The sequence below is a fragment of the Kingella negevensis genome, assembly GCF_030177895.1.
GTDB classification, from domain to species: domain Bacteria; phylum Pseudomonadota; class Gammaproteobacteria; order Burkholderiales; family Neisseriaceae; genus Kingella_C; species Kingella_C negevensis.
The window spans coordinates 1,761,077-1,784,943 of record NZ_CP123448.1 but is presented as its reverse complement, the minus strand read 5'-3'; the positions used below and the strand labels follow the sequence as shown (position 1 = coordinate 1,784,943).

General features: G+C 45.8%; 22 protein-coding genes, 4 tRNA genes and 1 pseudogene. 13 read left to right on the top strand and 14 right to left on the bottom strand.

The genetic code is table 11. The features are described 5' to 3' along the window. The first annotated feature begins 32 nt into the window (after positions 1 to 32). Genes QEO93_RS09735 through QEO93_RS09710 form a run of 6 tightly spaced genes read left to right on the top strand, consistent with a single transcriptional unit; the run spans position 33 to position 2,962 of the window. The gene (locus QEO93_RS09735) at positions 33 to 653 is read left to right on the top strand and encodes an MlaC/ttg2D family ABC transporter substrate-binding protein (protein WP_032137832.1); all 621 of its coding nucleotides are present in this window, start codon (positions 33 to 35) and stop codon (positions 651 to 653) included. After that, a complete protein-coding gene (locus tag QEO93_RS09730; RefSeq protein WP_032137833.1) occupies positions 653 to 925 on the top strand; it encodes an STAS domain-containing protein in 273 nt (90 codons plus the stop codon). Before QEO93_RS09735 ends, QEO93_RS09730 begins: the two co-directional genes overlap by 1 nt. After that, positions 910 to 1,689 (top strand): MlaA family lipoprotein, encoded by a 780-nt coding sequence (locus tag QEO93_RS09725; protein WP_032137834.1) that lies wholly within the window; start codon positions 910 to 912, stop codon positions 1,687 to 1,689. The genes QEO93_RS09730 and QEO93_RS09725 overlap by 16 nt, the downstream gene beginning before the upstream one ends. Positions 1,690 to 1,694: 5 nt before the next feature. Then, positions 1,695 to 2,054, top strand: coding sequence for a VacJ (locus QEO93_RS09720; protein ID WP_085815414.1), 360 nt, complete (start codon positions 1,695 to 1,697; stop codon positions 2,052 to 2,054). A 3-nt stretch (positions 2,055 to 2,057) separates the two neighbouring features. Continuing rightward, positions 2,058 to 2,459 carry an acyl-CoA thioesterase gene (locus QEO93_RS09715; protein ID WP_032137836.1) on the top strand — a complete coding sequence of 134 codons (402 nt, stop codon included), beginning with the start codon at positions 2,058 to 2,060 and terminating at the stop codon, positions 2,457 to 2,459. Then, positions 2,456 to 2,962 carry a peroxiredoxin family protein gene (locus QEO93_RS09710; RefSeq protein ID WP_032137837.1) on the top strand — a complete coding sequence of 169 codons (507 nt, stop codon included), beginning with the start codon at positions 2,456 to 2,458 and terminating at the stop codon, positions 2,960 to 2,962. The genes QEO93_RS09715 and QEO93_RS09710 overlap by 4 nt, the downstream gene beginning before the upstream one ends. Positions 2,963 to 3,256: 294 nt before the next feature. Here the strand turns inward: QEO93_RS09710 and folE2 are convergent, their stop codons facing one another. Continuing rightward, complete coding sequence (folE2, locus tag QEO93_RS09705; RefSeq protein WP_032137838.1) at positions 3,257 to 4,033, bottom strand: GTP cyclohydrolase FolE2; 777 nt, start codon at positions 4,031 to 4,033, stop codon at positions 3,257 to 3,259. A 117-nt stretch (positions 4,034 to 4,150) separates the two neighbouring features. Between folE2 and QEO93_RS09700 the strand changes: the two genes are divergently transcribed. The 4 genes from QEO93_RS09700 to QEO93_RS09685 all read left to right on the top strand — a co-directional run bounded on the left by QEO93_RS09700 (position 4,151) and on the right by QEO93_RS09685 (position 8,672). Next, positions 4,151 to 5,320 (top strand): trans-sulfuration enzyme family protein, encoded by a 1,170-nt coding sequence (locus QEO93_RS09700; RefSeq protein WP_032137839.1) that lies wholly within the window; start codon positions 4,151 to 4,153, stop codon positions 5,318 to 5,320. A 72-nt stretch (positions 5,321 to 5,392) separates the two neighbouring features. Next, complete coding sequence (locus QEO93_RS09695) at positions 5,393 to 7,411, top strand: LTA synthase family protein (RefSeq protein WP_032137840.1); 2,019 nt, start codon at positions 5,393 to 5,395, stop codon at positions 7,409 to 7,411. Between the two features lie 110 nt (positions 7,412 to 7,521). Next, complete coding sequence (accD, locus tag QEO93_RS09690) at positions 7,522 to 8,388, top strand: acetyl-CoA carboxylase, carboxyltransferase subunit beta (protein ID WP_032137841.1); 867 nt, start codon at positions 7,522 to 7,524, stop codon at positions 8,386 to 8,388. Between the two features lie 26 nt (positions 8,389 to 8,414). Beyond that, positions 8,415 to 8,672: a putative hemolysin gene (locus QEO93_RS09685; protein WP_032137842.1), complete on the top strand. Its 258-nt coding sequence runs from the start codon at positions 8,415 to 8,417 to the stop codon at positions 8,670 to 8,672. Positions 8,673 to 8,811: 139 nt separating this feature from the next. Here the strand turns inward: QEO93_RS09685 and QEO93_RS11750 are convergent. The 3 genes and pseudogenes from QEO93_RS11750 to QEO93_RS09670 form a co-directional block, all read right to left on the bottom strand. Further along, positions 8,812 to 9,063, bottom strand: a pseudogene (locus tag QEO93_RS11750) (IS630 transposase-related protein); the annotation flags it as partial. 111 nt (positions 9,064 to 9,174) lie between these two features. Then, positions 9,175 to 10,509, bottom strand: a complete 1,335-nt coding sequence (locus QEO93_RS09675) for an anaerobic C4-dicarboxylate transporter (protein ID WP_143445718.1) — start codon at positions 10,507 to 10,509, stop codon at positions 9,175 to 9,177. 197 nt (positions 10,510 to 10,706) lie between these two features. Beyond that, a complete protein-coding gene (locus QEO93_RS09670) occupies positions 10,707 to 11,411 on the bottom strand; it encodes an IS1 family transposase (RefSeq protein ID WP_284627566.1) in 705 nt (234 codons plus the stop codon). Positions 11,412 to 11,510: 99 nt separating this feature from the next. Between QEO93_RS09670 and QEO93_RS09665 the strand changes: the two genes are divergently transcribed. After that, positions 11,511 to 12,611 carry an FUSC family protein gene (locus tag QEO93_RS09665; protein ID WP_032138049.1) on the top strand — a complete coding sequence of 367 codons (1,101 nt, stop codon included), beginning with the start codon at positions 11,511 to 11,513 and terminating at the stop codon, positions 12,609 to 12,611. A 43-nt stretch (positions 12,612 to 12,654) separates the two neighbouring features. Here QEO93_RS09665 and recA read toward each other — a convergent pair whose 3' ends face one another. Together recA and clpB are read right to left on the bottom strand one after the other, a co-directional pair. Next, on the bottom strand, positions 12,655 to 13,737 hold the full coding sequence (gene recA, locus QEO93_RS09660) for a recombinase RecA (RefSeq protein WP_032138044.1): 1,083 nt from the start codon (positions 13,735 to 13,737) through the stop codon (positions 12,655 to 12,657). Between the two features lie 94 nt (positions 13,738 to 13,831). Continuing rightward, positions 13,832 to 16,405, bottom strand: a complete 2,574-nt coding sequence (gene clpB / locus QEO93_RS09655) for an ATP-dependent chaperone ClpB (protein ID WP_032138045.1) — start codon at positions 16,403 to 16,405, stop codon at positions 13,832 to 13,834. 192 nt (positions 16,406 to 16,597) lie between these two features. Here clpB and QEO93_RS09650 point away from each other — a divergent pair. Further along, positions 16,598 to 16,688, top strand: a tRNA-Ser gene (locus QEO93_RS09650). A gap of 134 nt (positions 16,689 to 16,822) precedes the next feature. Here QEO93_RS09650 and QEO93_RS09645 read toward each other — a convergent pair. The 8 genes from QEO93_RS09645 to QEO93_RS09610 form a co-directional block, all read right to left on the bottom strand. After that, positions 16,823 to 16,898: transfer RNA gene (locus QEO93_RS09645), tRNA-Ala, on the bottom strand. Positions 16,899 to 16,941: 43 nt separating this feature from the next. Further along, positions 16,942 to 17,018: transfer RNA gene (locus tag QEO93_RS09640), tRNA-Met, on the bottom strand. Between the two features lie 20 nt (positions 17,019 to 17,038). Beyond that, positions 17,039 to 17,115: transfer RNA gene (locus QEO93_RS09635), tRNA-Met, on the bottom strand. A gap of 56 nt (positions 17,116 to 17,171) precedes the next feature. Next, positions 17,172 to 18,548 carry an FAD-binding oxidoreductase gene (locus QEO93_RS09630; protein WP_044250526.1) on the bottom strand — a complete coding sequence of 459 codons (1,377 nt, stop codon included), beginning with the start codon at positions 18,546 to 18,548 and terminating at the stop codon, positions 17,172 to 17,174. Positions 18,549 to 18,670: 122 nt separating this feature from the next. Continuing rightward, the gene (gene kdsB, locus QEO93_RS09625; protein WP_032138046.1) at positions 18,671 to 19,426 is read right to left on the bottom strand and encodes a 3-deoxy-manno-octulosonate cytidylyltransferase; all 756 of its coding nucleotides are present in this window, start codon (positions 19,424 to 19,426) and stop codon (positions 18,671 to 18,673) included. Beyond that, positions 19,423 to 19,605, bottom strand: a complete 183-nt coding sequence (locus tag QEO93_RS09620; RefSeq protein ID WP_032138047.1) for a Trm112 family protein — start codon at positions 19,603 to 19,605, stop codon at positions 19,423 to 19,425. Before QEO93_RS09620 ends, kdsB begins: the two co-directional genes overlap by 4 nt. A 391-nt stretch (positions 19,606 to 19,996) precedes the next feature. Further along, positions 19,997 to 21,856, bottom strand: a complete 1,860-nt coding sequence (gene ilvD, locus QEO93_RS09615; RefSeq protein ID WP_032138048.1) for a dihydroxy-acid dehydratase — start codon at positions 21,854 to 21,856, stop codon at positions 19,997 to 19,999. A gap of 205 nt (positions 21,857 to 22,061) precedes the next feature. Then, positions 22,062 to 22,817, bottom strand: coding sequence for an IS5 family transposase (locus QEO93_RS09610; protein ID WP_284627585.1), 756 nt, complete (start codon positions 22,815 to 22,817; stop codon positions 22,062 to 22,064). Positions 22,818 to 23,153: 336 nt separating this feature from the next. Here QEO93_RS09610 and QEO93_RS09605 point away from each other — a divergent pair, with 336 nt between their 5' ends. Further along, the gene (locus QEO93_RS09605) at positions 23,154 to 23,858 is read left to right on the top strand and encodes an IS1 family transposase (protein WP_284627584.1); all 705 of its coding nucleotides are present in this window, start codon (positions 23,154 to 23,156) and stop codon (positions 23,856 to 23,858) included. Positions 23,859 to 23,867 lie beyond the last annotated feature (9 nt).

The following is a 23,867-nucleotide window of genomic DNA, read 5'->3' as shown; positions in this document are numbered from 1 at the left end:
AATTATATAAACCAAAACGATAAGGAACTCACATGAAAAAAACCCAAATTTTAACTGCATTAAGCATTGGCGTTTTAAGTATTAACATGGCGTTTGCCACACCACAACAAGCGGTTGAGCAAGTGAAAGACAACGCTACTCAAGTATTGCAAATCCTGAAAAAATCCAATGGCAAAAACGATGCAGCCGTTCGCAAACAAGCAGAAAACTACGCGCTGCCATATTTTGATTTTCCATTGATGACACGCCTGTCTGTTGGCGCACCATGGAATAAAGCTACTGAAGCGCAAAAACAAACGCTAGTAAACGAGTTCCGCACCATGCTGATTCAAACCTACGCCAGCCAAATGTTGCGCTACAAAAACGCGCAAGTAACCGTGAACAATAACGCAGTCGCCAAAGATGGCGGTTCATTATTGCGTGGTAAACAGTTGGTTGATGTGCGCGTAACCATCAGCAACGCAGGCGAAAAACCCGTTCAGGCTGTGTTCAGCACCTATCAAGACGGCAATACCTACAAAGTGTTCAACGTTACGTTTGAAGGCGTGTTCAAATTGGTAGAAAACCAACGCGCACAATTCAAACCGATTTTGGATAGCAAAGGCATCGATGGCTTAATCACCACATTAAAAGCCAAAAATGGTCAAAAATAATGCAAACGCTCGTGCAAGATAACTGCTTGTACCTCAAAGGTGAAGTGAGCGTGTGGACGGTTAATCGTCAAACATACGACACATTCCTGCGCCAATGCAAGCAGCCTGACATTCAAAGCGTGGATTTTAGCGGCGTAGAAAAAGCCGATTCCGCGTGTATTTCCCTATTATTAGCCGCATTGCGACAAGGCAGCCTGAAAATCCAATCGCTGCCGCAATCCATGCGCTCGTTGGCAGAACTTTACGAGGTGGAAGAATGGATAAATGCCTAAGCCAAACCCTATTGCTCGCGCTGATCTTGGGCGCAACCGCCCCAGCGTTGGCAGACAACACGCAAGACCCTTACGAACGCTACAACCGCGCCATGTTCACGTTTAACGACAAAGCAGACCAGTATATGATGTCGCCCGTAGCGCGTGGTTATCGCAAAGTAACGCCGAAGCCCGTTCGTACCGCATTCAGCAATTTTTTCAATAATTTGCGTGATGTGAATAGTTTTGGTAGCAACGTATTGCGTGGCAACGTAAAAAACGCCACTTACGATTTTATGCGTGTTGCCGTGAACACTACGTTTGGCATTGGCGGTTTGATTGACGTTGCCAGCGCAGCAGGTATGCCAAACAACAAAAACACCTTGGGCGACACATTCGCTACTTGGGGCTGGAAAAACAGCAACTATTTGATACTGCCGCTCGCAGGCCCAACCACTGTGCGCGACGGCTTAGGTAATGGCGTTCACTTTGTCTATTCGCCCACAAGCATTATTCACGACAACGGCGCACGTTACGCCCTCACAGGCGTGAAGGTCGTGAATACACGTGAACAGTTGCTAGACGTAACCGACGCACTGGACGGCATGGCAGTGGATAAATACATTGCCACACGTGAAGCCTATGTTGCCATGCGCAATCAGCAACTCGGTATCACGCAGCCTGAAAACGCAGAAGATGCACTGAGCGACCCAGAAGCCGATTGGAAAGAAGCCGCGTCAGAACCCACCATCAGCATGCCAACGAATAACCAACCGAAGGAGTAAGCACCATGTATGAAGTGAACCGCAGCGTCATTATCGTTATCCCAACCGAATTATTCTGGAATTGGCTGCAAAACCTGCCCGATACCGATTTGAGCGAACTCACGCTAGAAGACTTGCAAGAAGACGCAAACTCTTACTTAATCCCAGCCTGCCAAAACGCAGACGAAGTGTGGGATGAAGTAGAAAGTCGCGTGGAAGAAATCTTTGCGGCGGAATTGGCAGACTGGTGCGAAGACGAAGCCGAATGGCCAGATTTGCACCCCGATATTTTCCGCGAATGGTTTGAAATTGAGCTTTCCAGCATTGTTACCGACCTCAGCAGCGAACCACTGCAACGCGAAGCCTTTGAAGCCATTGAGTTGTAATCCATGATTCAACCGCTCATCATCAACGTCCTGAACTATCATTTAGACGGTTACGGACACGTGAACAACGCCCGCTATCTGGAATTTCTGGAAGCGGCGCGTTGGCATTTTTTTCAACAGCACGGTTTACAAGACACATTGCGCCAAGCCAACTTAGTCGTTAGCCACGCCGACATTCGCTATCGCCGCGCCGCTTGCCTGAATGATTTGCTGCACATTCACAGCCAAATCAGTAGCGTGCAATCGCGCCAAATCGTGCTGCAACAGCCAATTTTATTTGCCGACACGAACCAAGTTTGCATGCAAGCCGAAATCACTCTCATGCCTACCACCGCAGACGGCAAAGTTTTCAGGCTGCCTGAAAATTTACTGAATCATTTTGCTCAACTTATCCACATTCCATGAAAAAAATCTTTCCCACGCTTATTTTAATTGCCATTGTTGCACTGGCTGCATTCACGCTTTTGTCGCCCAGCAGCAATCCCGCGCCTGCTTTTCAACTCAGTAATTTGCAAGGCAAAACCATTGATAATGGCAGCCTGAAAAACAAAGTAACACTGATTAACTTTTGGTTTCCTACTTGCCCAGGCTGCGTGAGCGAAATGCCGAAATTAGTGAAAATGTCGCAAGATTATCAGGGCAAAGACTTTCAGATTTTGGGTATCGCCGAACCCACGCCTAACCCTGCGGACAGTTTGGACGGCGTGAAAAATTATGTCACCAAGCAGAAAATGACATTTGATGTGATGTTTGACGCGGATAAGTCAGTCGCCAAATCTTTTTTGAAAACAGAGTTGTATCCCACCAGCGTGTTGATTAACAAACGCGGCGAAGTGTTGAAAGTGTTTGTGGGTGAACCTGATTTTGCCAAACTATATGAAGAAGTAAATAATGAATTGGCAAAATAGAAATCTTCGCAAAATCCTCATCTTTGGCATTTTTCTTCGCTATGCGCTACTCACAAGCTCAACGTACTTGATTACGTAGTCGCTTGCTGCGTTGCTATAGCTTTGAAAACTGCTCAAATCTGAGGTTTTGCAAAGATTTCTAACAACAAAAAGCAGCCTGAAAACCCATTTTCAGGCTGCTTTTATAGTGGATTAAATTTAGATTAGGACAAGGCGACAACGACCGCCGTGTACATCTAGTACATAAGGGAGTTGGCAACGCTGTACTAATCTAAATTTAATTCACTATAATCTTTAAGGATACTGAATCAACGCATAAGCCGAATGATTGTGGATAGATTCAAAATTCTCACTTTCCACCGTAAATGCCGAAATCCGCTTGTCTGCTAGCAAAACCGCTGCAATATCGCGCACCATGTCTTCCACAAATTTCGGATTTTCATACGCCCGTTCCGTCACAAACTTCTCATCAGGGCGTTTCAACAAACCATAAAGCTGGCTAGACGCTTGCGCCTCCACCCAATCCAACACCTCTTCCACCGCCACGTTTTCCACGCATTGCAGCGAAACCGTAACGTGCGAACGCTGATTGTGCGCCCCATATTGCGAAATCTCTTTGGAACACGGACACAAACTCGTTACAGGAATCAACACTTTCAGGTTGCCTGAATATTTGCCCTTTGCCGAAACCTCGCCCGTCAGCGAAACATCGTAATCCAGCAGCGATTCAATCCCCGAAACAGGCGCAGATTTTTTGCGGAAAAACGGAAACGACACCGACAATTTGCCTGCGTGAGAATCCAGTCTTGCCAACATTTCTAAAGTGAGCGTTTTCAGGCTGCCCCAATCCAACACGCTATCAAACTCTTCCAGCAACGCCACAAAGCGAGACATATGTGTCCCCTTTTGCTCCGCAGGCAGAAAAACTGTCATCGTAAAACGCGCCACCGTTGCCTGTTCACCCGACTGGCTGCGCACAGACACAGGAAAGCGCAGGTCTTTAATCCCCACTTGATTGATTGGAATATTGCGTAAATCTTTGCTGCTTTGAATATCAGGAATCTCGTTCATTTTTGTGTTTTGATATAAGACAATTCAGTCCAAAATAAAGGCGCAAAGTATATCACTTCAACATTTTTTTAGCATACAATCGCCCAATCTAATTTTTTCAATCACAGGAGTAAAATCATGTCTCAACAAAACGCCAAATTTGACACCGAAGTGATTCACGCCGCCTACAATCCAGACGACCACAATCGCGCACTCATGCCGCCTTTGTATCAAAACAGCATGTTCGCCATGCACGAAATCAACGAACAAGTCGCATTCAAATATTCACGCCTGTCCAACCCCACACGCAAAACATTGGAAGACACCATCGCCGCATTAGAACACGGCACACACGGCTTCGCGTTTGCTAGCGGCATTGCAGGGATTGATTGCATTTTCCGCGCATTCTTGCGTCCAAACGATACGATTGTTGCCGTTTCCGACATTTACGGCGGTTGCCACGATTTGCTGCGCGATGTGTACGTGCCTTGGGGCGTGAACGTGATTTTTGCCGATTTAACGCAGCCTGAAAACTTAGACAAAATCCTTACCGAACACAAAGTAAAAATGGTTTGGTTGGAAACGCCGTCTAACCCATTATTGCGTTTGGTGGACATTGAATTGCTCGCCAAAAAAGCCAAAGCACATGGCGCGATTGTGGGCATTGACAACACATTCGCCACACCATACTTGCAAAATCCATTAGATATGGGCTGCGACATCGTGTTCCATTCCGCCACCAAATATTTGTGCGGACACTCAGACGTATTGCTGGGCGTAGCTGCTGTGAAAAGCGAAGAGTTTGCCAAACCGCTCAATGCCATTTTACCGACTACAGGCGCGATTGCTGGCCCAATGGATTGCTGGCTTGTGTTGCGCGGCATTAAAACGCTGTCGGTTCGCATGCGCCAACATTTGCAAAACGCGCAAATCATCGCAGAACGCTTGGAAAAACACCCTGCCGTTGCCAAAGTGTATTACCCTGGATTGCCAAGCCATGAACATCACGAACTAGCGAAAAAACAAATGCGCGGTTTCGGTGGTGTGGTAACGATTGTCTTAAAAAACGATAGCATGGAAGGCGCACAAAAATTTGTACGCAGCCTGAAAATGTTCCGCTTAGCGTCTAGCTTGGGCGGCGTGGAAAGCCTTGTGAACCACTGCTATTCGCAATCGCATAGCGGTATGCCGCATGATTTGAAAATGGGCTTGGGCATTAAAGAAGGTTTGTTGCGCTTGTCTGTCGGCATTGAAGATATTGAGGACATTTATGCGGATTTGGATAATGCGTTGAAAGCCAGCGTTTGATTGAAGTGTTTTTCAGGCTGCTTGATGTGATTTCAGGCAGACTTTTAATAAACTTTTTTTCAGGCTGCCATCATGTTCAAAAAGTTCCTCCCAGAATGGCTATTCACCTTCATTTCCCTGCTGCTCACTTTTGCTAGCGGCAGATTATTCCTATTTAGCCGATACACCGATTCCGCGCTGCGTCAGCAATATCAAACCGATTTGGGCGCACTGTTTTCCAAAGGCTTTTTATTTGACATCAAATCCGCGTCTCTCATGCTTGCCGTATTGGTGTTGCCAGCGATTATTTTGTTGGCATATCAAAAAGGTTTAGCCGCCTATTATCGCCTGCACCGCCGTTTCGCCACTGCCATGATTTTGCTGGCGATTGCGCTGACTGTGGGCAACATCTTCTATTATTCCGTGTATAACCGCCCGTTTGACGTGTTCATTTTCGGGCTGTTAGACGAAGACACCACCGCCGTTTTAAAAACCATTTGGTCAGACTACCCCATTGTTTCCGCGCTGATTGGCTTAGCGATTACCGCACTGCCGATTGCCTTTTTGCTGACTAAATTGCACAACCATGTTCAAAATAAACCCGTTTCAGGCAGCCTGAAAACCCAAATCGCCTATGCGTTTGGCATGGTTTTATTGTTGGTGATTGGCATTCGCGCGTCTTTTGGCACATTCCCTTTGCGTAAATCTTCCGCGCAAGTTTCCCCATCTGAAACGCTGAACAAACTCGTTCCCAACCCGATTACCGCTTTGGGCTGGGCAGTGGCAGAATACCGCAACAGCAATCAATACAACGAAGTCAGCGATGAAGACGGCAGCCGCCTGTTTAGCACCATGCTCGGCAAACCCGTTGCCAAACCCACGCTGGACAACTTGCAAGTGACCACGCCCGACAACCCCGAAGCCGCCGCTAAACGTCCAAACGTCGTGCTTGCCGTTATGGAAAGCATGAGCAGCCACTTATGGTTGCAACTAGACGACCCCAAAATGCGCGATTTACTCGGCGAATTGCGTCCACACTTCGCGCAAGATTGGCTATACAAACGCTTCGTTTCCGAAGGCAACGGCACCAGCGACACGCTGCACCGTTTCTTTATCCGCAGCCCGTTGAACAACGTCAGCCAAACGTCCGCCAAAAACAAAATCTTCCCAACCAATGTGTTCAAACCTTATTTGAACGCAGGCTACACCGTTGTTTACCTAACCTCAGGCAACGGCGGCTGGCGCGACTTTGACACGTTCACCAAGCACCTTGGCGCACAAGAATTTGTGGATGAAACCGAATTGCACCGCCGTTATCCCGAAGCGCAATCAGGCACTTGGGGTGTACCCGATGAATATATGTTCAACTATGCTACCGAGCGTTTGCAGCAAGCCGATAAGGAACACAAACCCGTATTCATCATGATGATGTCCATCACCAATCACCCTCCGTATGCGTTGCCCAACACATCAAAACGCATGCAATATCCATTGAGCGAAGCCGAAAAAGCCCAATTTAGCAACTTGGGCGATACCAAAGAATTAAACGAAATCTTGAACACTTACCACTACGCTAACAACGCGTTGGGGCATTTCATCACGCAAGCCAAACAAACCAACACCATTATCGCCGCCACAGGCGACCACAACATGCGAGGAATTGCCTATCCAAACATCAGCGATTTAGTGTTGGCGCACGCCGTGCCGTTTTATTTGTATGTGCCTGAAAATTATCGCCAAAATACCGTGTATCAACCTGAGCGCATCGGTTCGCATAAAGACATCATGCCCACTTTGTATGAACTCAGTTTGCCCAAACAAACCTATTTGCGCACAGGTTGCAACCTCACGCAGCCTGAAAACGCAGATAATCCATGGTGCGGCTATGGCTACAACGCAGAAATTGCGTTTTACTCAAGCGGCGTGATGAATTTAAGCACGAAAGCGTTTTATCCATGGGAGAAAGACGGCAATCTGCTGCAAGTTTCTACGCAATCTGCTGCCGTGCCAGAAGCCGATAAAATTGTGGCGCAACGCGGTCAAACGTATGGCGATTTTTTAAACTGGTTGCTTAATCGTATGGTAACGCAGCCTGAAAACGCGAAGAAATGAAACCTTGCCAACCAAAGCAATAAAAGCTATATTTCGCCCCAAAATCACTTTATAGAATAATGATTTCAGGCTGCATTTCCATCGCAGCCTGAAAAACTGGAAAGAAAAACATGAGCTGGTTAGACAAAATTCTCCCCCCAAAAATCAAAAAAAATGACAACAAATCAGGCGTGCCAGAAGGTTTGTGGCGCAAATGCTCCGCTTGCGGCGAAACCCAATACGCAACTGAAGTCATCAAAAACGCCAACGTCTGCCCAAAATGCGGACACCACGAAGCCATCACCGCGCGTGAACGCTTAGATTTGTTGCTAGACAGCGAAAACCGCGAAGAAATCGCCGACAACATTCGCCCAACCGATATTCTGAAGTTCAAAGACAGCAAAAAATACCCAGACCGCTTGTCTGCCGCGCGCAAAGTAACGCAAGAAGACGATGCGTTGGTAGTAATGAAAGGCACGATGCACGGCATGCCTGTGGTGGTTGCCGCGTTTGAGTTCCGCTTTATTGGTGGTTCGATGGGTTCTGTGGTGGGCGAGCGTTTTGTGCAAGGCGTGCGCCGCGCGGCAAATGATAATTGTGCGTTTATTTGCGTGGCGGCTTCAGGTGGTGCGCGTATGCAAGAAGGTTTAACTTCGCTGATGCAGATGACCAAAACCAGCGCATCTTTGCATTTGCTGAGTGAGAAAAATCTGCCGTTCATCTCTGTGCTGACTGACCCAACCATGGGCGGCGTGTCTGCCAGCTTTGCTTTTTTGGGCGACGTGGTTTTGGCAGAGCCGAACGCATTGGTGGGCTTTGCAGGGCCTCGCGTGATTGAGCAAACGGTGCGTGAAACGCTGCCTGAAGGTTTCCAACGCGCTGAATTTTTGTTGGAAAAAGGCGCGATTGACCAAATTGTGGACCGCCGTGAAATGAAACAGCGCATTGTGGATTTGATTACGCTGTTGCGTGGTGAAGAAGCCGCAAAGGCAGCCTGAAAACTTTAATCTGAAAGGAAATCAATATGAAAAAAACTTTAGCCACTTTAACCGCAGCCGAAGCTTTATCGGCTTGTGCCTCGCAAACTTCTGCTGTTGAGCAAAAACAGATTGAACCTGCTGTTGGCATGGCAAATCCTGCTTCTGTTTACTGCGTGGAACAAGGCGGTAAGTTGGAAGTTCGCAAAGACAAAGACGGTAGTGAATATGGTATGTGCCATTTGCCAAATGGTAAAGTGGTGGAAGAGTGGGAATTTTTCCGCGCGAATAACAAATATAATTAATTAAAATAAAAATAGGACAGTAACGAATCTGTGAAATTATCATAACTAGGCAAAATTGAACGCATATATTTCTTAATATTTGCCCATGTTTTTTCTATTGGATTTCATTCAGGCGAATAAGGTGCAAGCGGGAGTAACTAAATATTTCAGCCATTTCATAGAGATAAGCATCAGGATTTTGTTCAATATATTGTTTGAGTGCTTGCGTATCCCATTTAGTGGCATGTTGCCCTTTGACTTGATGTTTCAGGCTACCTATTTGTTCTTCTAATTTAATCCAAAGGTAAAGCGTATTTCTTGAGATACCATAGGTTTTGGCAACTTTACTTGCATTGTTACATTGCTTGTAACAATTTAATGCTTTTTCTCGTAAATCAATTGAATATGCCATTTTATACACCTTAAAGATAAAATTAGAATCGTACTATTTTATTTTGAATTTACTATAATTTACCAAACTAAAAAGCAGCCTGAAGATTTATTTTCAGGCTGCTTTTTGTTTTTATAACAACATATTGGCAAACAACAAGCCAAACATCAAGCTAAACGCCATACTCAACAAGCCAGGAATCATAAAGCTGTGATTGAAAATATATTTACCAATTTTGGTTGTACCAGTCGTATCAAAATCAATAGAAGCGATGATTGGACCGTAGTTCGGAATAAAGAAATAGCCGTTTACCGCCACAAACGTACCAATGATGATTGGCGCAGGTACGCCCAACTGAATGGCTACAGGGAACAAAGTCGCTACGGTTGCACCTTGGCTGTTCACCAACACGGACAGCACAAACAAGGCAAACGCAAACGTCCACGGCGCAGTTTGCACCAAGCCAGACATGGTTTCTTTTACCATATCCAAATGACCTTGCATTAATGTGTCGCCCAGCCACGCGATACCAAACACGGCAATCACAGCGCGCATGCCTGCATGGAACACTGAGCCTCTGGTTACGGCGTGGTTATCGGGTTTGCAAATCAGCAAAATCAACGCGCCTGCGGACAGCATCACAATTTCAATCGTGTGCGCCATGCCCAACGGTTTCATTTTGCCGACTTCGCCAAACACTGGTCGCAGAGATGGAATCGCACCCATAATCACGACAATCACGGCCGCCAACAGGAAAATCGCCAATGAAATTTTGGCGGTGCTGCTGGTTGGCGTGTCTTCTGCTGTGGACTGCTCTTCTTGTTGCAAAGAAGCAGCGTATTCTGGGTCTTGCAAACGTTTTTGGTACGCTGGGTCGTCTTTCAACTCTTTGCCCATTTTGTTCACAAACACGCACGCTAAACCAATGCCCAAAATGGTTGATGGCACGGTTACCATTAAGATGGTGCCTAAGTGGATATTTTGCGGCTCAAGATAGGTAACGGTTGCGGTGACGGCAGCGGCAATCGGGCTGGCGATAATCGCAAATTGTGAAGCAATCACTGCCATAGAAAGCGGACGCTCTGGGCGAATGCCGTTGCGGCGGCTCACTTCAGCAATCACAGGCAACACGGAATAAGCCACGTGTCCTGTGCCTGCCAACACAGTAAACAAATAGGTTACCGCTGGCGCGATGAATGTAATGTGTTTTGGATTACGGCGCAAAATGCGTGTGGCGATTTTAATCATGTAATCCAAACCGCCAGACGCTTGCATGGCGGCGGCAGCAGAAATCACCGCCATAATCATCAACATCACGTCAATCGGTGGGCTAGTCGGCTGCAAGCCAAAACCAAACGTCAGCACAGCTAAACCGATGCCGCCAAACACGCCCAAGCCGATGCCGCCCACTTGTGCGCCCACAAGAATGCAGAACAGCACAATAAGAAATTGAATAAAAAACAACATAAAAAAGAAACCTCTTGGAATTTATAAGAATGGAATGGTGCTTTTTGTAAACCTTTTTATATATTTTGTAAAGATTTTTTCAGACAGCCTGAAACTTTATTTTTGATAAACAGATAGTTATAAAATTTACTTTAATTTTTTTCAGGCTGCATTATCATATAAATTTTTGGTGGTGTCCTGAAAAGTGTGCTGTAAAACTAAACAATGCCAAAGTGAATATCAAAGAAAGCCAAATCAAAAACTTTCTTGTGATAAAACATACTTTTAGAAAAGCAACACGTTTTTCTAAACGCTCGCCTTACTTTGTGCCGTAAACGACAGTTATTACCCTCAATGCCAACTGTGTGTTGCTTACCAACTAGATGCCATTCTTCATTTGAAAAGACATTTAAAAATGCAGCCCAGTCGTCGGTCGCAATTCTGTCATAGGTTACACGCAACTCTTTCAAACGCCGTTTGAGTGCTCGCGCTGTTGCTAAATCGCGCTTACCCCAAACGTAAGCGACAATTTCGCCACTTTCTCTGTGATAGGCATAGACTAGCCACACTTTATTAGACTTGTTACCGACAAATGTCCAAAACTCGTCTATTTCAAGTGTAGAGTAATGTTTTTGTTTAGGAAATGGCTCAAACTCATGGCGTTTTAAGGCAGCCTGAACTTTGTCTTTGCTGTAACCCGTAATTGCTGCAATATCGCGAATGCCACAACCTCTAACGGTCATTCTCCAAACCTGTTCATCAACTTTGGAATGACAACCCTTATAGGTAAGGTTATGGTCGCCAATAAAATTACGGCAGCAATCTTTGCAAAAATATTTTTGTTTACGATTGCCAAAGTAGCCATTTTTCTTTATATTTTGTCCTTGGCAGCGAGGACATTTCAGAGTTATTTGTATTTTCACACATTCAATAATACTCTGTTTTCGCTGCTTTTTTATTGCTTATTTTTTACAGCACACTTTTCAGGACACCACCAAATTTTTTACACGCAGCCTGAAAACATGAAAGCCATTATCCAACTTTGGCTAACCAACTGGGTTACGCCATACAAACGCTATCAATATCAACGCAATATCCACGCCCTGCGACTGGCTTTATGCGTGGTGTTTGCCATTGGTCTCGGCTCATATTTCCACCTAAAACACAGCGAATGGATTGCGATTACCGTGTTTGTGGTACTCGGCACCATTCCCTATCAAGGCTCGATTGCCAGCAAATCTTACGAGCGCATTTTAGGCACGATGTTTGGCATGATAATTGGCTTGACAATGCTGTGGCTCAATCAGAACTATCTTCGCCATAACATCTTGTTTTTTATACTGGTTGGACTAGTGAGCTTTGCCTGCGGTTTTAAATCGCTGGGCAAACGCGGTTATGCGTTTATGCTGATGGGGCTGACCATGTGCATGCTGCTCGGTCATTCAGAAGGCGATGACTGGGTGAACGACGGCATTATGCGCGCCGTGAATGTGGTACTAGGTGCAGCGATTTCACTCGCCGCCTCGCAACTGATACCGCTCAAATCTACGCTGATGTGGCGGTTCACCCTTGCCGATAACTTAAACGATTGCGCCAAACAGCTCGCCTCCGTTACAGGGCAAAAAGTGATTTTGCCAGGGCAATGGATGGACTTGCAGGAAGAGCAACGCAAAATCAACAGTCGTCTAGTGAAAACGCGCAGCCTGATGGCACCCACCGCCGTAGAAACGCACATCAGCAGCGAAGTTTTAGAGAGCATTCAGCAAAATCATCGCAGTATCGTTTCCAGCGTGAACATCATGTTTTTTAACGTACCGCGCTTGAGCAAGCCGCGTTTAAGCCCCGATGAAGACCAGCTTTTGCAACGCCATTTTTTCAGCCTGCAAGAAGATTTAAAACAAGTTTCGCTGATGCTAAAAGGCAATTGGCAGCCTGAAATTCATGTGAATACTGATGACGAAGCAGCTATTCATCAATTAGCCGTAAAACTACCGTTTGAAGTGCAAGGCTTTGTATGGACAAGTTTGAATATTCGCGCAGAACTGGCAGAAATGATTGATTTGCTGCAAACGTATAAACGCAAATGGTTGATGAAAAATGAGTGGCAGAAGTTAGAAGAATAAAAAAGCAGCCTGAAAACGTTTTCAGGCTGCTTTTGATAACAGATTATTCTTCAGGCTGCTCGCCGTCCGTCTCATCAATCGTACCTTCAGTAATCACAGGATTCACCAAACCTTCCGCACGAATCTTATTGGCAATTTCTTCCGCCATTTCAGGGTTTTCTTTCAACCAAATGCGCACGTTTTCTTTACCTTGACCGATTTTGCCATCATTGTAGCTAAACCATGCGCCCGATTTTTTAATCACGCCCATCGCCACACCAATATCAATCAATTCGCCTTCCCAGCTAATGCCCTCGCCATACAAAATGTCAAAAGCAGCCGTGCGGAATGGCGGCGCAACTTTGTTTTTCACCACTTTCACTTTGGTTTCTTTACCGATTGGCTCTTCACCATCTTTCTGTTTGATTTGCGTTGTGCCGCGAATATCCAAACGAATAGACGAATAGAATTTCAATGCGTTACCACCAGTCGTCGTTTCAGGATTGCCGAACATCACGCCAATTTTCATACGCAACTGGTTGATGAAAATACACAAAGTGTTCGTCTTCTTGATATGACCCGTCAGTTTACGCAACGCTTGGCTCATCAAACGCGCTTGCAAACCCACATGGCTGTCGCCCATATCGCCTTCAATTTCCGCTTTTGGCACAAGCGCAGCAACCGAGTCCACAACCACCATATCCACGCCACCAGAACGCACCAAAGTATCGCAAATTTCCAATGCTTGCTCGCCCGTATCAGGTTGAGACACCAGCAATTCTTCCACTTTCACGCCCAATTTACGCGCGTAAATCGGGTCAAACGCATTTTCCGCATCGATAAACGCGCACACGCCACCATTTTTTTGGCATTGCGCAATCGTTTCCAAGCACAAAGTCGTTTTACCAGAAGACTCAGGGCCAAAAATTTCCACAATACGACCACGCGGCAAACCGCCCACGCCCAGAGCCAAGTCCAAGCCCAAAGAGCCAGTAGAAATCACTTGCAGCTCTTCTTGTGGCGTGCTGCCGTCCATTTTCATCACGGCGCCTTTGCCGAATGTTTTTTCAATTTGTGCCAACGCCGCCGCTAATGCCGCCGCTTTATCCGTTGGTTTATCTGCTGTTTTTGAATTTTTTTCTGCCATGCTGTTCTCATTCCTAAAAAGGGGGTTATTTCGGGGCGAATTATCGCATATAAAATGCAGCCTGAAAAAAGTTTTCAGGCTGCATTCACTTAGATTACGCGAAAACCAAATAATCGCCAGCCCCGTCCACACGAATGGTGCTATCAGGCGCGTAACGCCCTTCCAGCAACGCTTTCGCCAACGGATTTTCAATTTCTGCTTGAATCGCACGTTTGAGCGGACGCGCACCATAAATCGGGTCAAAACCAGCTTCCGCAATCAAATCCAACGCCGCGTCAGACACTTCCAAACGCAGATTTTGTGCAGCCAAACGGCGTTTCAGGCTGCCTAATTGAATTTGCGCGATATTGCGAATATTCGCTTGGCTTAAACCGTGGAACACCACCACTTCATCAATACGGTTAATCAATTCAGGGCGGAAATACGCTTTCACATCGTCCATCACCGCCTCTTTCACCGCCGCATAATCGGACGTGTCGCCCATATTTTGAATATTTTGACTACCGATGTTTGACGTCATCACAATCACCGTATTTTTGAAATCCACCGTGCGCCCTTGACCGTCCGTCAAACGCCCATCGTCCAACACTTGCAGCAAAATATTGAACACATCAGGGTGCGCTTTTTCCACTTCGTCCAACAAAATCACGCTATACGGTTTGCGGCGAACTTGCTCGGTCAAATAACCGCCTTCTTCGTAGCCAACGTATCCCGGAGGCGCACCGATTAAACGCGCAATGCTGTGTTTTTCCATGTATTCCGACATATCAACGCGGATTAAATGCTCTTCGCTGTCAAACAAGAAATTCGCCAACGTTTTGCACAATTCCGTTTTGCCCACGCCAGTTGGTCCCAAAAACAGGAAACTGCCGTAAGGTTTATTTGGGTCAGCCAAACCAGAGCGGCTGCGGCGAATCGCGTCCGCCACTGCGCGAACTGCTTCGTCTTGCCCAACCACACGTTTATGCAACACTTCTTCCATTTTCAGCAATTTTTCGCGTTCGCCTTCCATCATTTTGGAAACAGGAATGCCCGTCATGCGCGACACGATTTCCGCGATTTCTTCCGAACCCACTTCCGTGCGCAACAATTTGTTTGCCGTATGCTGTTTCGTATCTTCCGTAATCGCCAGTTGTTTTTCCAAAACAGGCAATTCTTCATACATCAACTGCGACGCTAAACCATAATTGCCATCACGTTTGGCTTGTTCAATTTTGTTTTGCAAATCAATAATTTTTTGCTTGATAGACGTGCTGCCTTCTGAAACCGCGCGTTCTGCTTTCAGAATTTCGTTCAAATCCGCGTATTCTTTATCAATATCCGCCAATTCTGCTTCAATGATTTCTAAGCGTTTTTTACTTGCGTCATCTTTTTCTTTTTGCAAATGCGCTTGTTCCATTTGCAACTGAATGCGACGACGGTCAAGTTTGTCCATTTGTTCAGGCTTAGTTTCTTTTTCAATTTTGATTCGGCTCGCTGCTTCGTCAATCAAATCAATCGCTTTATCGGGCAAGAAACGGTCTGTGATGTAGCGGTTAGACAATTCCGCCGCCGCCACAATCGCAGGGTCAGTAATATCCACGCCGTGGTGCGTTTCGTAGCGTTCTTGCAAACCACGCAAAATCGCAATTGTCGCTTCCACGCTTGGTTCGTCCACCATCACTTTTTGGAAACGGCGTTCCAAAGCCGCGTCTTTTTCAATGTATTGGCGATATTCGTCCAACGTGGTCGCGCCAATGCAATGTAATTCACCACGTGCTAGAGCTGGTTTCAACATATTACCCGCATCCATCGCGCCGTCGGATTTGCCTGCGCCAACTAACGTGTGAATTTCATCAATAAAAATCAAGCTGTTGCCATCATCTTTCGCCAAATCGTTCAACACCGCTTTCAAGCGTTCTTCAAATTCGCCACGATATTTTGCACCAGCAATCAACGCCGCCAAATCCAACACCAGCAAGCGTTTGCCGCGCAAAGATTCAGGTACTTCGCCGTTTACAATGCGTTGCGCCAAACCTTCTACAATCGCGGTTTTACCAACACCGGGTTCGCCAATCAATACGGGATTATTTTTTGTGCGGCGTTGCAACACTTGAATGGCACGGCGAATTTCGTCATCACGCCCGATTACAGGGTCTAGCTTTTTATCACGTGCGCGTTGGGTTAAATCTAATGTGTATTTTTTCAACGCTTCGCGTTGGTCTTCAGCGTTTTGGTTATCCACAGTTTGTCCTTGGTTGAGTGTTTCAATCGCTTGCGTTAATTTAGCTTCAGTTACGCCTGCGTCTTTTAAAATTTTGCCTGTTGCGCCGTTTTCTTGCAGCAAACCGAGCAAGAATAATTCGCTGGCGATGTACGTATCACCGCGTTTTACGGCGGCTTTGTCCATCAAATTCAGCGCGTTTTGCAGCTCACGACTTGAGAACATTTCGCCGCCCTGCCCTGATACTTTTGGCAACGCATTCAACGCAGCCTGAACGCCTTGTTTGATTTGCGTAACATTGCCACCTGCTTGCACTAGCAATGCTGTCATGCCACTTTCGTTGTCATCAAGCAATGCTTTTAAAACGTGCGGTGCCTCTAAATAAGCGTTGTCGGCAGCCATCGCTTGGCTTTGCGCGGCTTGCAATGCAGCCTGAAATTTTGTGGTTAATTTATCGAATCTCATGGGTTTATCCTAATGATGTATTTCTATAGGCACGATATAGGGCTATTTATTCTAAATACAAGAGGCGCTTTTTCAGGCTGCTTGAAATTTTATTTTGTTTAAAATCATAAAATTACAGATTTTATCTGCAAATTTTACTAAAATACTTGCCATAAAAATGAAATGTCTGTATAGTTCAAACCTTACCGCAGCGGAGGTTTGGCAGAGCGGTTTAATGCAACGGTCTTGAAAACCGTCGAGGGTTTGTAGCCCTCCGTGAGTTCGAATCTCACAGCCTCCGCCAGAATTTAAAAGCAACCTATTTTCAATAGGTTGCTTTTTTATTTACAGTGTATTTTCAAAAATGAACCCTTCCCAGATTTGAATACAGCAAAAACAAAAAAGGTTTAGCTTTTTTCAAGCTAAACCTTAATTTTTTGGTGGAGGTAAGCGGGATCGAACCGCTGACCTCTTGCATGCCATGCAAGCGCTCTACCAACTGAGCTATACCCCCATAAACAAATCAGTTGAAATAAATATTTCAACTGATTTTAATGTGGTGGCGAATCAGGGATTCGAACCCCGGACACAAGGATTATGATTCCTCTGCTCTAACCGACTGAGCTAATTCGCCGTGTAAAAAATCAATCAGAGTGGTGGCGAATCAGGGATTCGAACCCCGGACACAAGGATTATGATTCCTCTGCTCTAACCGACTGAGCTAATTCGCCATTCACTGAATGAAGTTCGGCATTATACCAAAAAGTTAAAAACCGTCAATATATATTTAATTTTCAGGCAGCAATTTATGTGGATTGAACAAACCCAAAGGGTCAAGCTGCGCTTTAATCGCACGCATCAGCGCAATTTCTTCCGCGCTGCGCACGCTCGGCAACCAATGCTTTTTCAGGCTGCCAACGCCATGTTCCGCCGCAATCGTGCCATTTTGCGCGATAACATGCTGATAAACAATGCTATTCACATCATGTTCATACTGATACACATCATTGTTTAACACCGGCAAAAACGTATTGAAATGCAAACTGCCATCGCCCAAATGCCCAAACATCACAATCTGCATTTCAGGATATTTTGCCAACAAAGCCGCACTACACTCACGTTCAAACGCTTCCACGCATTCAATCGGCATGGCAATATCATGCTTGATGTTCGCACCCAAACTGCGTTGCGCGGCAGAAATATTTTCACGCAACGCCCACACGCTTTGTCGCTCGTGTTCAGATTGAACTAACACGCTGTCTTCATAACCATTTTCATACAGAAATTCTGCCAACAAATCGCCCAAATCTTCGCGCTTCAGGCTGTCTGTCAGCTCGATTAAAACATGCCAATTCGCTTCCGTTGGCGGCGTGATTTCGCTGAATTTAGCGGATAAGTTCAGCGCAAATTCGCTACTCAATTCAAAGCTGGTTAGCCGTTCTGCGAAGTGATTTTTCACGCGCGACAACAGCGTTACCGCAGCCTGAATATTGTCCACGCCAACCCATGCGGTTTCCGTGGTGGCAGCTGGCGCGAACAGCTTGAGCGTTGCCCCTGTGATGATTCCCAGCGTGCCTTCGCTGCCGATAAACAGGTGTTTCAGCTCGTAACCCGTTGTATTTTTGTGCAAAGGGCTTAGGTGTGAGATGATTTCGCCGTTGGGCAACACGACTTCTAAACCAATCACTAAATCGCGCATTGTGCCGTATCGCAAGACGTTTAAGCCGCCTGCGTTGGTGGCGATGTTGCCGCCAATTTGGCACGTTCCTTGGCTGGCTAGGCTGAGTGGGAAAAAGCGTTGATGTTCTGCGGCGGCGGTTTGGATATTTTGCAAAATGCAGCCTGAATCTACCGTGATTGTGTTGTCAGCAAGATTGATGTTTCTGATTTGATTGAGTTTGCTGAGATTGAGTACCACGCCGCTTTTGGCAACGCTGCCGCCAACTGTGCCTGTGTTGCCGCCTTGTGGCGTGATGATGATTTGGTTTTCGGTACAAAATTTGACGAGTTTTTGCACGTTTGCCACGCTTTCAGGCTGCACGACTAGGCAGTTTTCGCTGAAATAGCGTTTGCGTTGGTCAATTAAAAACGAGGCTTGGTCTTCGGGGATTTCGCTTGGGGATAGGAAAGTGAGCATTTGTTGGCGTAAGGTTTCTGTTTGCATTTTCAGGCTGCCTTTTGTGAATAACTATATGGTGCAGAAAATGTCGGATTCAAGAATCCAACCTACAGGCTAAAATGTGAAATAAACGCAGCCTGAAAACATTTTTTCAGGCTGCGTTGGGTTTATGCTTGCCATTCTTGGCGTACACGGTCTAAATCTTCTTGCGTGTCCACGCCTGCTGGAGGCGCGTAGTCCAGTACTTCCACGGCAATATCGTAGCCGTGCCATAAAACGCGCAGTTGTTCCAAGCTCTCAATCGTTTCCAATGGCGATTCGCTCATTGCGGCGTATTGTTTGAGAAAACCGACACGATAGGCGTAAATCCCGATATGGCGCAACGGGGTTGGCTCGGGCAATTCTTCTTCGTTTTTCAACATGGTATCGCGTGGATAGGCAATCGGTGCGCGACTGAAATACAGAGCGTTTTGGTGTTTATCCAACACCACTTTCACGCAGTTTGGGTTCATAAATTCGGCGAAATGATGAACGGGGTGCGCGGTGGTTGCCATGGGTGCGTTGCTACCTGAAAGTTTGGCGGCAACTCGTGCGATGAGCTCGGGCGGCATCATGGGTTCATCGCCTTGCACGTTTACCACAATGGCTTCATCGGGCAGACCGAGTTTTTTTGCGGCTTCGGCAAGACGTGTTGTGCCGCTTTGGTGCTGCGAACTGGTCAGCACGGCGCGGATATTGTGCGCTTCACACACAGCCTGAATGCGCTCGTGGTCTGTCGCGACAACAACATTTTGGGCGTTGGCTTGCAAGGCGCGTTCTGCAGCGCGGACGACCATGGGCTTGCCGTGGATGTCGGCAAGGGCTTTTTCGGGCAGGCGACTTGATGATAGACGTGAGGGAATGATAACAGTAAAGTTGTTCATGATTTCACTTCCAAATCAGTGAGTTCTCGCGCTTCGTTTTCTAGCATAATGGGAATGCCATCGCGAATAGGAAAGGCGAGTTTGGCAGTTTTACTCCACAATTCTTGTTTGTCGGCATGATATTCCAAAGGTTGCTTGGTAATCGGGCAGATGAGTAGGTCTAGGAATTTTTTGTCCATGGGGTTTCCGATGTGATGAAATGAAAAAGTGAAATTATCTCATAAACAAGGGGTTCAGGCAGCCTGAAAATTAACGCATAATTCTGGCAGCAATTAAACTAACTGCCTGATGACTGTCTAACCAATTCATGAAATCAGGCGATTGACATGCGCTTAAAAAATTTCGGATAGTTTGATAGTCGGATAATAAATCACGCTAAAAGATAGGTTCATGATGCGCTATTCGGTTGCGTAATTCACGATTATCTTTATTAGAGATACTCCTATTTAAATATTGCCGAGACATAACCCTCCTTACAGTGTTTTTATGAAAAAATACATATTCAGGCAGCCTAAAAACGCAATCTCTCACGTTTCAGGCTGCCTGAAAATTCATTTCACATCAAAAAAATCAACGTTCCACTTGGCTCACATCACGCACCGCGCCTGTGTCTGCCGAAGTCGTCATCGCGGCATAAGCGCGTAACGCTGCCGAAACTTGACGTTCACGCGCCACAGGTTTCCATGCTTTGCTGCCACGGCTTTCCATTTCCGCACGACGATTTGCCAATTCTTCATCGGAAACCATTAACTGAATACGGCGGTTTGGAATATCAATTTCAATCGTGTCGCCTTCGTGTACCAAGCCAATCGCGCCGCCTTCTGCTGCTTCTGGCGATGCGTGTCCGATGGACAAGCCCGATGTGCCGCCAGAAAAACGTCCGTCTGTCAGCAAGGCGCAGGCTTTACCCAAACCTTTTGATTTCAAATAAGAAGTTGGGTACAGCATTTCTTGCATACCCGGTCCACCTTTCGGGCCTTCGTAGCGAATAATCACGATGTCGCCAGCTTCAATCGTGTTCGCCAAAATGCCTTCAACCGCGTCTTCTTGGCTTTCAAACACGCGCGCGCGTCCCGAAAATTGCCAAATGCTTTCATCAACGCCAGCCGTTTTCACCACGCAACCGCGTTCCGCAATGTTACCGAACAACACCGCTAAACCGCCGTCTTGTGAATAAGCGTGTTCCACGTCGCGGATACAGCCGTTGGCGCGGTCCAAATCCAGCGTTTTCCATTGGCGATTTTGTGAGAATGCTTCGGTGGTGCGTACACCACCTGGTGCGGCTTTGTAGCGTTCAATTGCTTCGGTGTTGGCTGGGTTGGTTACGTCCCATTTGGCAATCACGTCTTTCAGGCTGCTACCGTGAATGGTGTGAACGTCTGTGTGCAATTTGCCGACTTTGTCCAATTCTTTCAAAATGCCGATGATGCCGCCTGCACGGTGTACGTCTTCCATGTAGTAATCGTGATTGTTTGGCGCGGTTTTGCACAAGCATGGCACGCTGCGGCTCAAACGGTCAATGTCTGCCATTTTGAAATCTACGCCAGCTTCATTCGCCACCGCCAACAAATGCAAAATCGTGTTGGTGCTGCCACCCATGGCGATGTCCATGGTCATGGCATTTTCAAACGCGGCTTTGGTGGCGATGCTGCGTGGCAACACGGTTTCATCGTTTTGTTCGTAGTAGCGTTTGGTCATTTCAACGATTTTGCGCCCTGCTTCTAAGAACAATTCTTTGCGCCCTGCGTGGGTGGCAACCAATGAGCCGTTACCTGGCAGAGACAAGCCCAAGGCTTCGGTTAAGCAGTTCATTGAGTTGGCAGTAAACATGCCTGAGCAAGAGCCGCAAGTTGGGCAGGCGTTTTGTTCTACTTCGGAAATTTGCGCGTCTGACACGTTGTCGTCTGCGGCTTCAACCATGGCATCAATCAAATCCAAACGGCGTTCATCGGCAATATTGATGCTGCCAATCACTTTGCCCGCTTCCATAGGGCCGCCCGATACGAAAATCGTTGGGATATTCAAGCGCATCGCCGCCATGAGCATTCCCGGCGTGATTTTGTCGCAGTTAGAAATGCAAACCAGCGCGTCGGCACAGTGGGCGTTTACCATGTATTCCACGCTGTCGGCAATCAAATCGCGGCTTGGCAAGCTATACAGCATGCCGCTATGCCCCATGGCGATGCCGTCATCTACGGCGATGGTGTTGAATTCTTTTGCCAATGCGCCTGCTTTTTCAATTTCACGCGCCACCAGTTGCCCGATGTTGTGCAAGTGAACGTGTCCTGGCACAAACTGGGTGAATGAGTTGGCAATGGCGATAATGGGTTTGCCGAAATCGTCGTCTTTTATGCCTGTTGCACGCCACAGAGCGCGTGCGCCAGCCATGTTGCGACCGTGAGTGGAGGTTTTGGAGCGGTAATCTGGCATGATTGGGTTTCCTTTTAATATGGTTGATTTGGTTTGGTTTTTATTTTTCAGGCTGCCTGAAAAGGTAAAAAAGCATTTTATACCAATTGGTAAATAAAAAGGCAGCCTGAAAACCGTTTTTCATGTTTTCAGGCTGCGTGTTATCACTTTATTTCAAAAAGTATTCATTTTGACGAGATTTAACTAGGGGCTAATGACATTTTAGCTATAATTTCAACCAAATCAAAGCACAAGCTAATGACACGGTACTTTCATAATTACGTTTTAATTTATCGTACCGTGTTGCCAGCGCACGAAAATGCTTTAATCGTGCAAAAGCATTTTCTACCAAGTGCCTGATTTTATATAAATACCAATCTGTGTCCACATTAAGATGTTCTCTATTTTTCTTATATGGAATATTGGCTTTACTTTGTTTAGAATGAATTAACCGACGAAAAGTATCACTGTCAAAACCTCTATCAGCACACACGGTTTCATTATCACTTAAGTCCAATTGTGCCAATAAATCAGGCCCAACAACAATATCATTTACATTACCAGCTGTAATCATAAATTCAATTGGATTACCACAAGCATCAACCGCTAAATGAATTTTAGACGTATGACCTCCGATACTCTTACCAACAGCTTGATGCACAATGGATTTTTTACCCATGCCATGTTGATGAACGCGGATATGACTACCGTCCATAAAGACCCATTCCATATCGGGTGTATCTGCCAAATGTTTAAATAATTTGGTAAAAATACCGCGTTTAGACCAGCGATTGAAACTTTGGTAAAGGCTGTTTGCTTTACCAAAATAACTAGGTATATCAGCCCATTGGCAGCCTGTACGTAAGCGAAACAGGATACCTTCTACTGTTTTGCGTAAATTTTTCTTGCGATAAATGCCAAGCTGTTTCAAAATGAGCAACAGTCTTGACCGTGTTTCATTTGTAAGCGTGTTTCGGGACATGGCAAAGGTTTAGGATGGTTGTGTGGAAACAATATCTTAAATCCTTTGCCTCTTTTTTTGAATTGTCAATAGTCCCTAGGTTGTTCTGTTTTTTGATCTGCGGAGGCATACCGCATAATCAATTGCGCCCAAGCCACATGACAAAACCATCACTACCTAATAAAGATTACCCCATTTAATTAGGATATAAACCTTCTATATAATCCTTATTTAAATAAAAACTCTTATAAAAATCTGTGTTATCTGTCGGGATTGAAAAAAAGGGTGGTGTCCTGAAAAGTGTGCTGTAAAAAATAAGCAATAAAAAAGCAGCGAAAACAGAGTATTATTGAATGTGTGAAAATACAAATAACTCTGAAATGTCCTCGCTGCCAAGGACAAAATATAAAGAAAAATGGCTACTCTGGCAATCGTAAACAAAAATATTTTTGCAAAGATTGTTGTCGTAATTTTATTGGCGACCATAACCTTACCTATAAGGGTTGTCATTCCAAAGCTGATGAACAGGTTTGGAGAATGACCGTTAGAGGTTGTGGTATTCGCGATATTGCAGCAATTACGGGTTACAGCAAAGACAAGGTTCAGGCTGCTTTAAAACGCCATGAGTTTGAGCCATTTCCTAAACAAAAACATTACTCTACACTTGAAATAGACGAGTTTTGGACATTTGTCGGTAACAAGTCTAATAAAGTATGGCTAGTCTATGCCTATCACAGAGAAAGTGGCGAAATTGTCGCTTACGTTTGGGGTAAGCACGATTTAGCAACAGCGCGAGCACTCAAACGGCGTTTAAAAGAATTACGCATAACTTACGACAGAATGGCGACCGACGACTGGGCTGCATTTTTAAATGTCTTTTCAAATGAAGAATGGCATCTAGTTGGTAAGCAACACACAGTTGGCATTGAGGGTAATAACTGTCGTTTACGGCACAAAGTAAGGCGAGCGTTTAGAAAAACGTGTTGCTTTTCTAAAAGTATGTTTTATCACAAGAAAGTTTTTGATTTAGCTTTCTTTGATATTCACTTTGGCATTGTTTAGTTTTACAGC

What these genes read in the sequence shown, in the direction of transcription:
- QEO93_RS09735 (WP_032137832.1), top strand. Translation starts at nt 33, where the DNA reads ATGAAAAAAACCCAAATTTTAACTGCATTAAGCATTGGCGTTTTAAGT.
- QEO93_RS09730 (WP_032137833.1), top strand. Translation starts at nt 653, where the DNA reads ATGCAAACGCTCGTGCAAGATAACTGCTTGTACCTCAAAGGTGAAGTG.
- QEO93_RS09725 (WP_032137834.1), top strand. Translation starts at nt 910, where the DNA reads ATGGATAAATGCCTAAGCCAAACCCTATTGCTCGCGCTGATCTTGGGC.
- QEO93_RS09720 (WP_085815414.1), top strand. Translation starts at nt 1,695, where the DNA reads ATGTATGAAGTGAACCGCAGCGTCATTATCGTTATCCCAACCGAATTA.
- QEO93_RS09715 (WP_032137836.1), top strand. Translation starts at nt 2,058, where the DNA reads ATGATTCAACCGCTCATCATCAACGTCCTGAACTATCATTTAGACGGT.
- QEO93_RS09710 (WP_032137837.1), top strand. Translation starts at nt 2,456, where the DNA reads ATGAAAAAAATCTTTCCCACGCTTATTTTAATTGCCATTGTTGCACTG.
- folE2 (WP_032137838.1), bottom strand. Translation starts at nt 4,033, where the DNA reads ATGAACGAGATTCCTGATATTCAAAGCAGCAAAGATTTACGCAATATT.
- QEO93_RS09700 (WP_032137839.1), top strand. Translation starts at nt 4,151, where the DNA reads ATGTCTCAACAAAACGCCAAATTTGACACCGAAGTGATTCACGCCGCC.
- QEO93_RS09695 (WP_032137840.1), top strand. Translation starts at nt 5,393, where the DNA reads ATGTTCAAAAAGTTCCTCCCAGAATGGCTATTCACCTTCATTTCCCTG.
- accD (WP_032137841.1), top strand. Translation starts at nt 7,522, where the DNA reads ATGAGCTGGTTAGACAAAATTCTCCCCCCAAAAATCAAAAAAAATGAC.
- QEO93_RS09685 (WP_032137842.1), top strand. Translation starts at nt 8,415, where the DNA reads ATGAAAAAAACTTTAGCCACTTTAACCGCAGCCGAAGCTTTATCGGCT.
- QEO93_RS09675 (WP_143445718.1), bottom strand. Translation starts at nt 10,509, where the DNA reads ATGTTGTTTTTTATTCAATTTCTTATTGTGCTGTTCTGCATTCTTGTG.
- QEO93_RS09665 (WP_032138049.1), top strand. Translation starts at nt 11,511, where the DNA reads ATGAAAGCCATTATCCAACTTTGGCTAACCAACTGGGTTACGCCATAC.
- recA (WP_032138044.1), bottom strand. Translation starts at nt 13,737, where the DNA reads ATGGCAGAAAAAAATTCAAAAACAGCAGATAAACCAACGGATAAAGCG.
- clpB (WP_032138045.1), bottom strand. Translation starts at nt 16,405, where the DNA reads ATGAGATTCGATAAATTAACCACAAAATTTCAGGCTGCATTGCAAGCC.
- QEO93_RS09630 (WP_044250526.1), bottom strand. Translation starts at nt 18,548, where the DNA reads ATGCAAACAGAAACCTTACGCCAACAAATGCTCACTTTCCTATCCCCA.
- kdsB (WP_032138046.1), bottom strand. Translation starts at nt 19,426, where the DNA reads ATGAACAACTTTACTGTTATCATTCCCTCACGTCTATCATCAAGTCGC.
- QEO93_RS09620 (WP_032138047.1), bottom strand. Translation starts at nt 19,605, where the DNA reads ATGGACAAAAAATTCCTAGACCTACTCATCTGCCCGATTACCAAGCAA.
- ilvD (WP_032138048.1), bottom strand. Translation starts at nt 21,856, where the DNA reads ATGCCAGATTACCGCTCCAAAACCTCCACTCACGGTCGCAACATGGCT.
- QEO93_RS09610 (WP_284627585.1), bottom strand. Translation starts at nt 22,817, where the DNA reads ATGTCCCGAAACACGCTTACAAATGAAACACGGTCAAGACTGTTGCTC.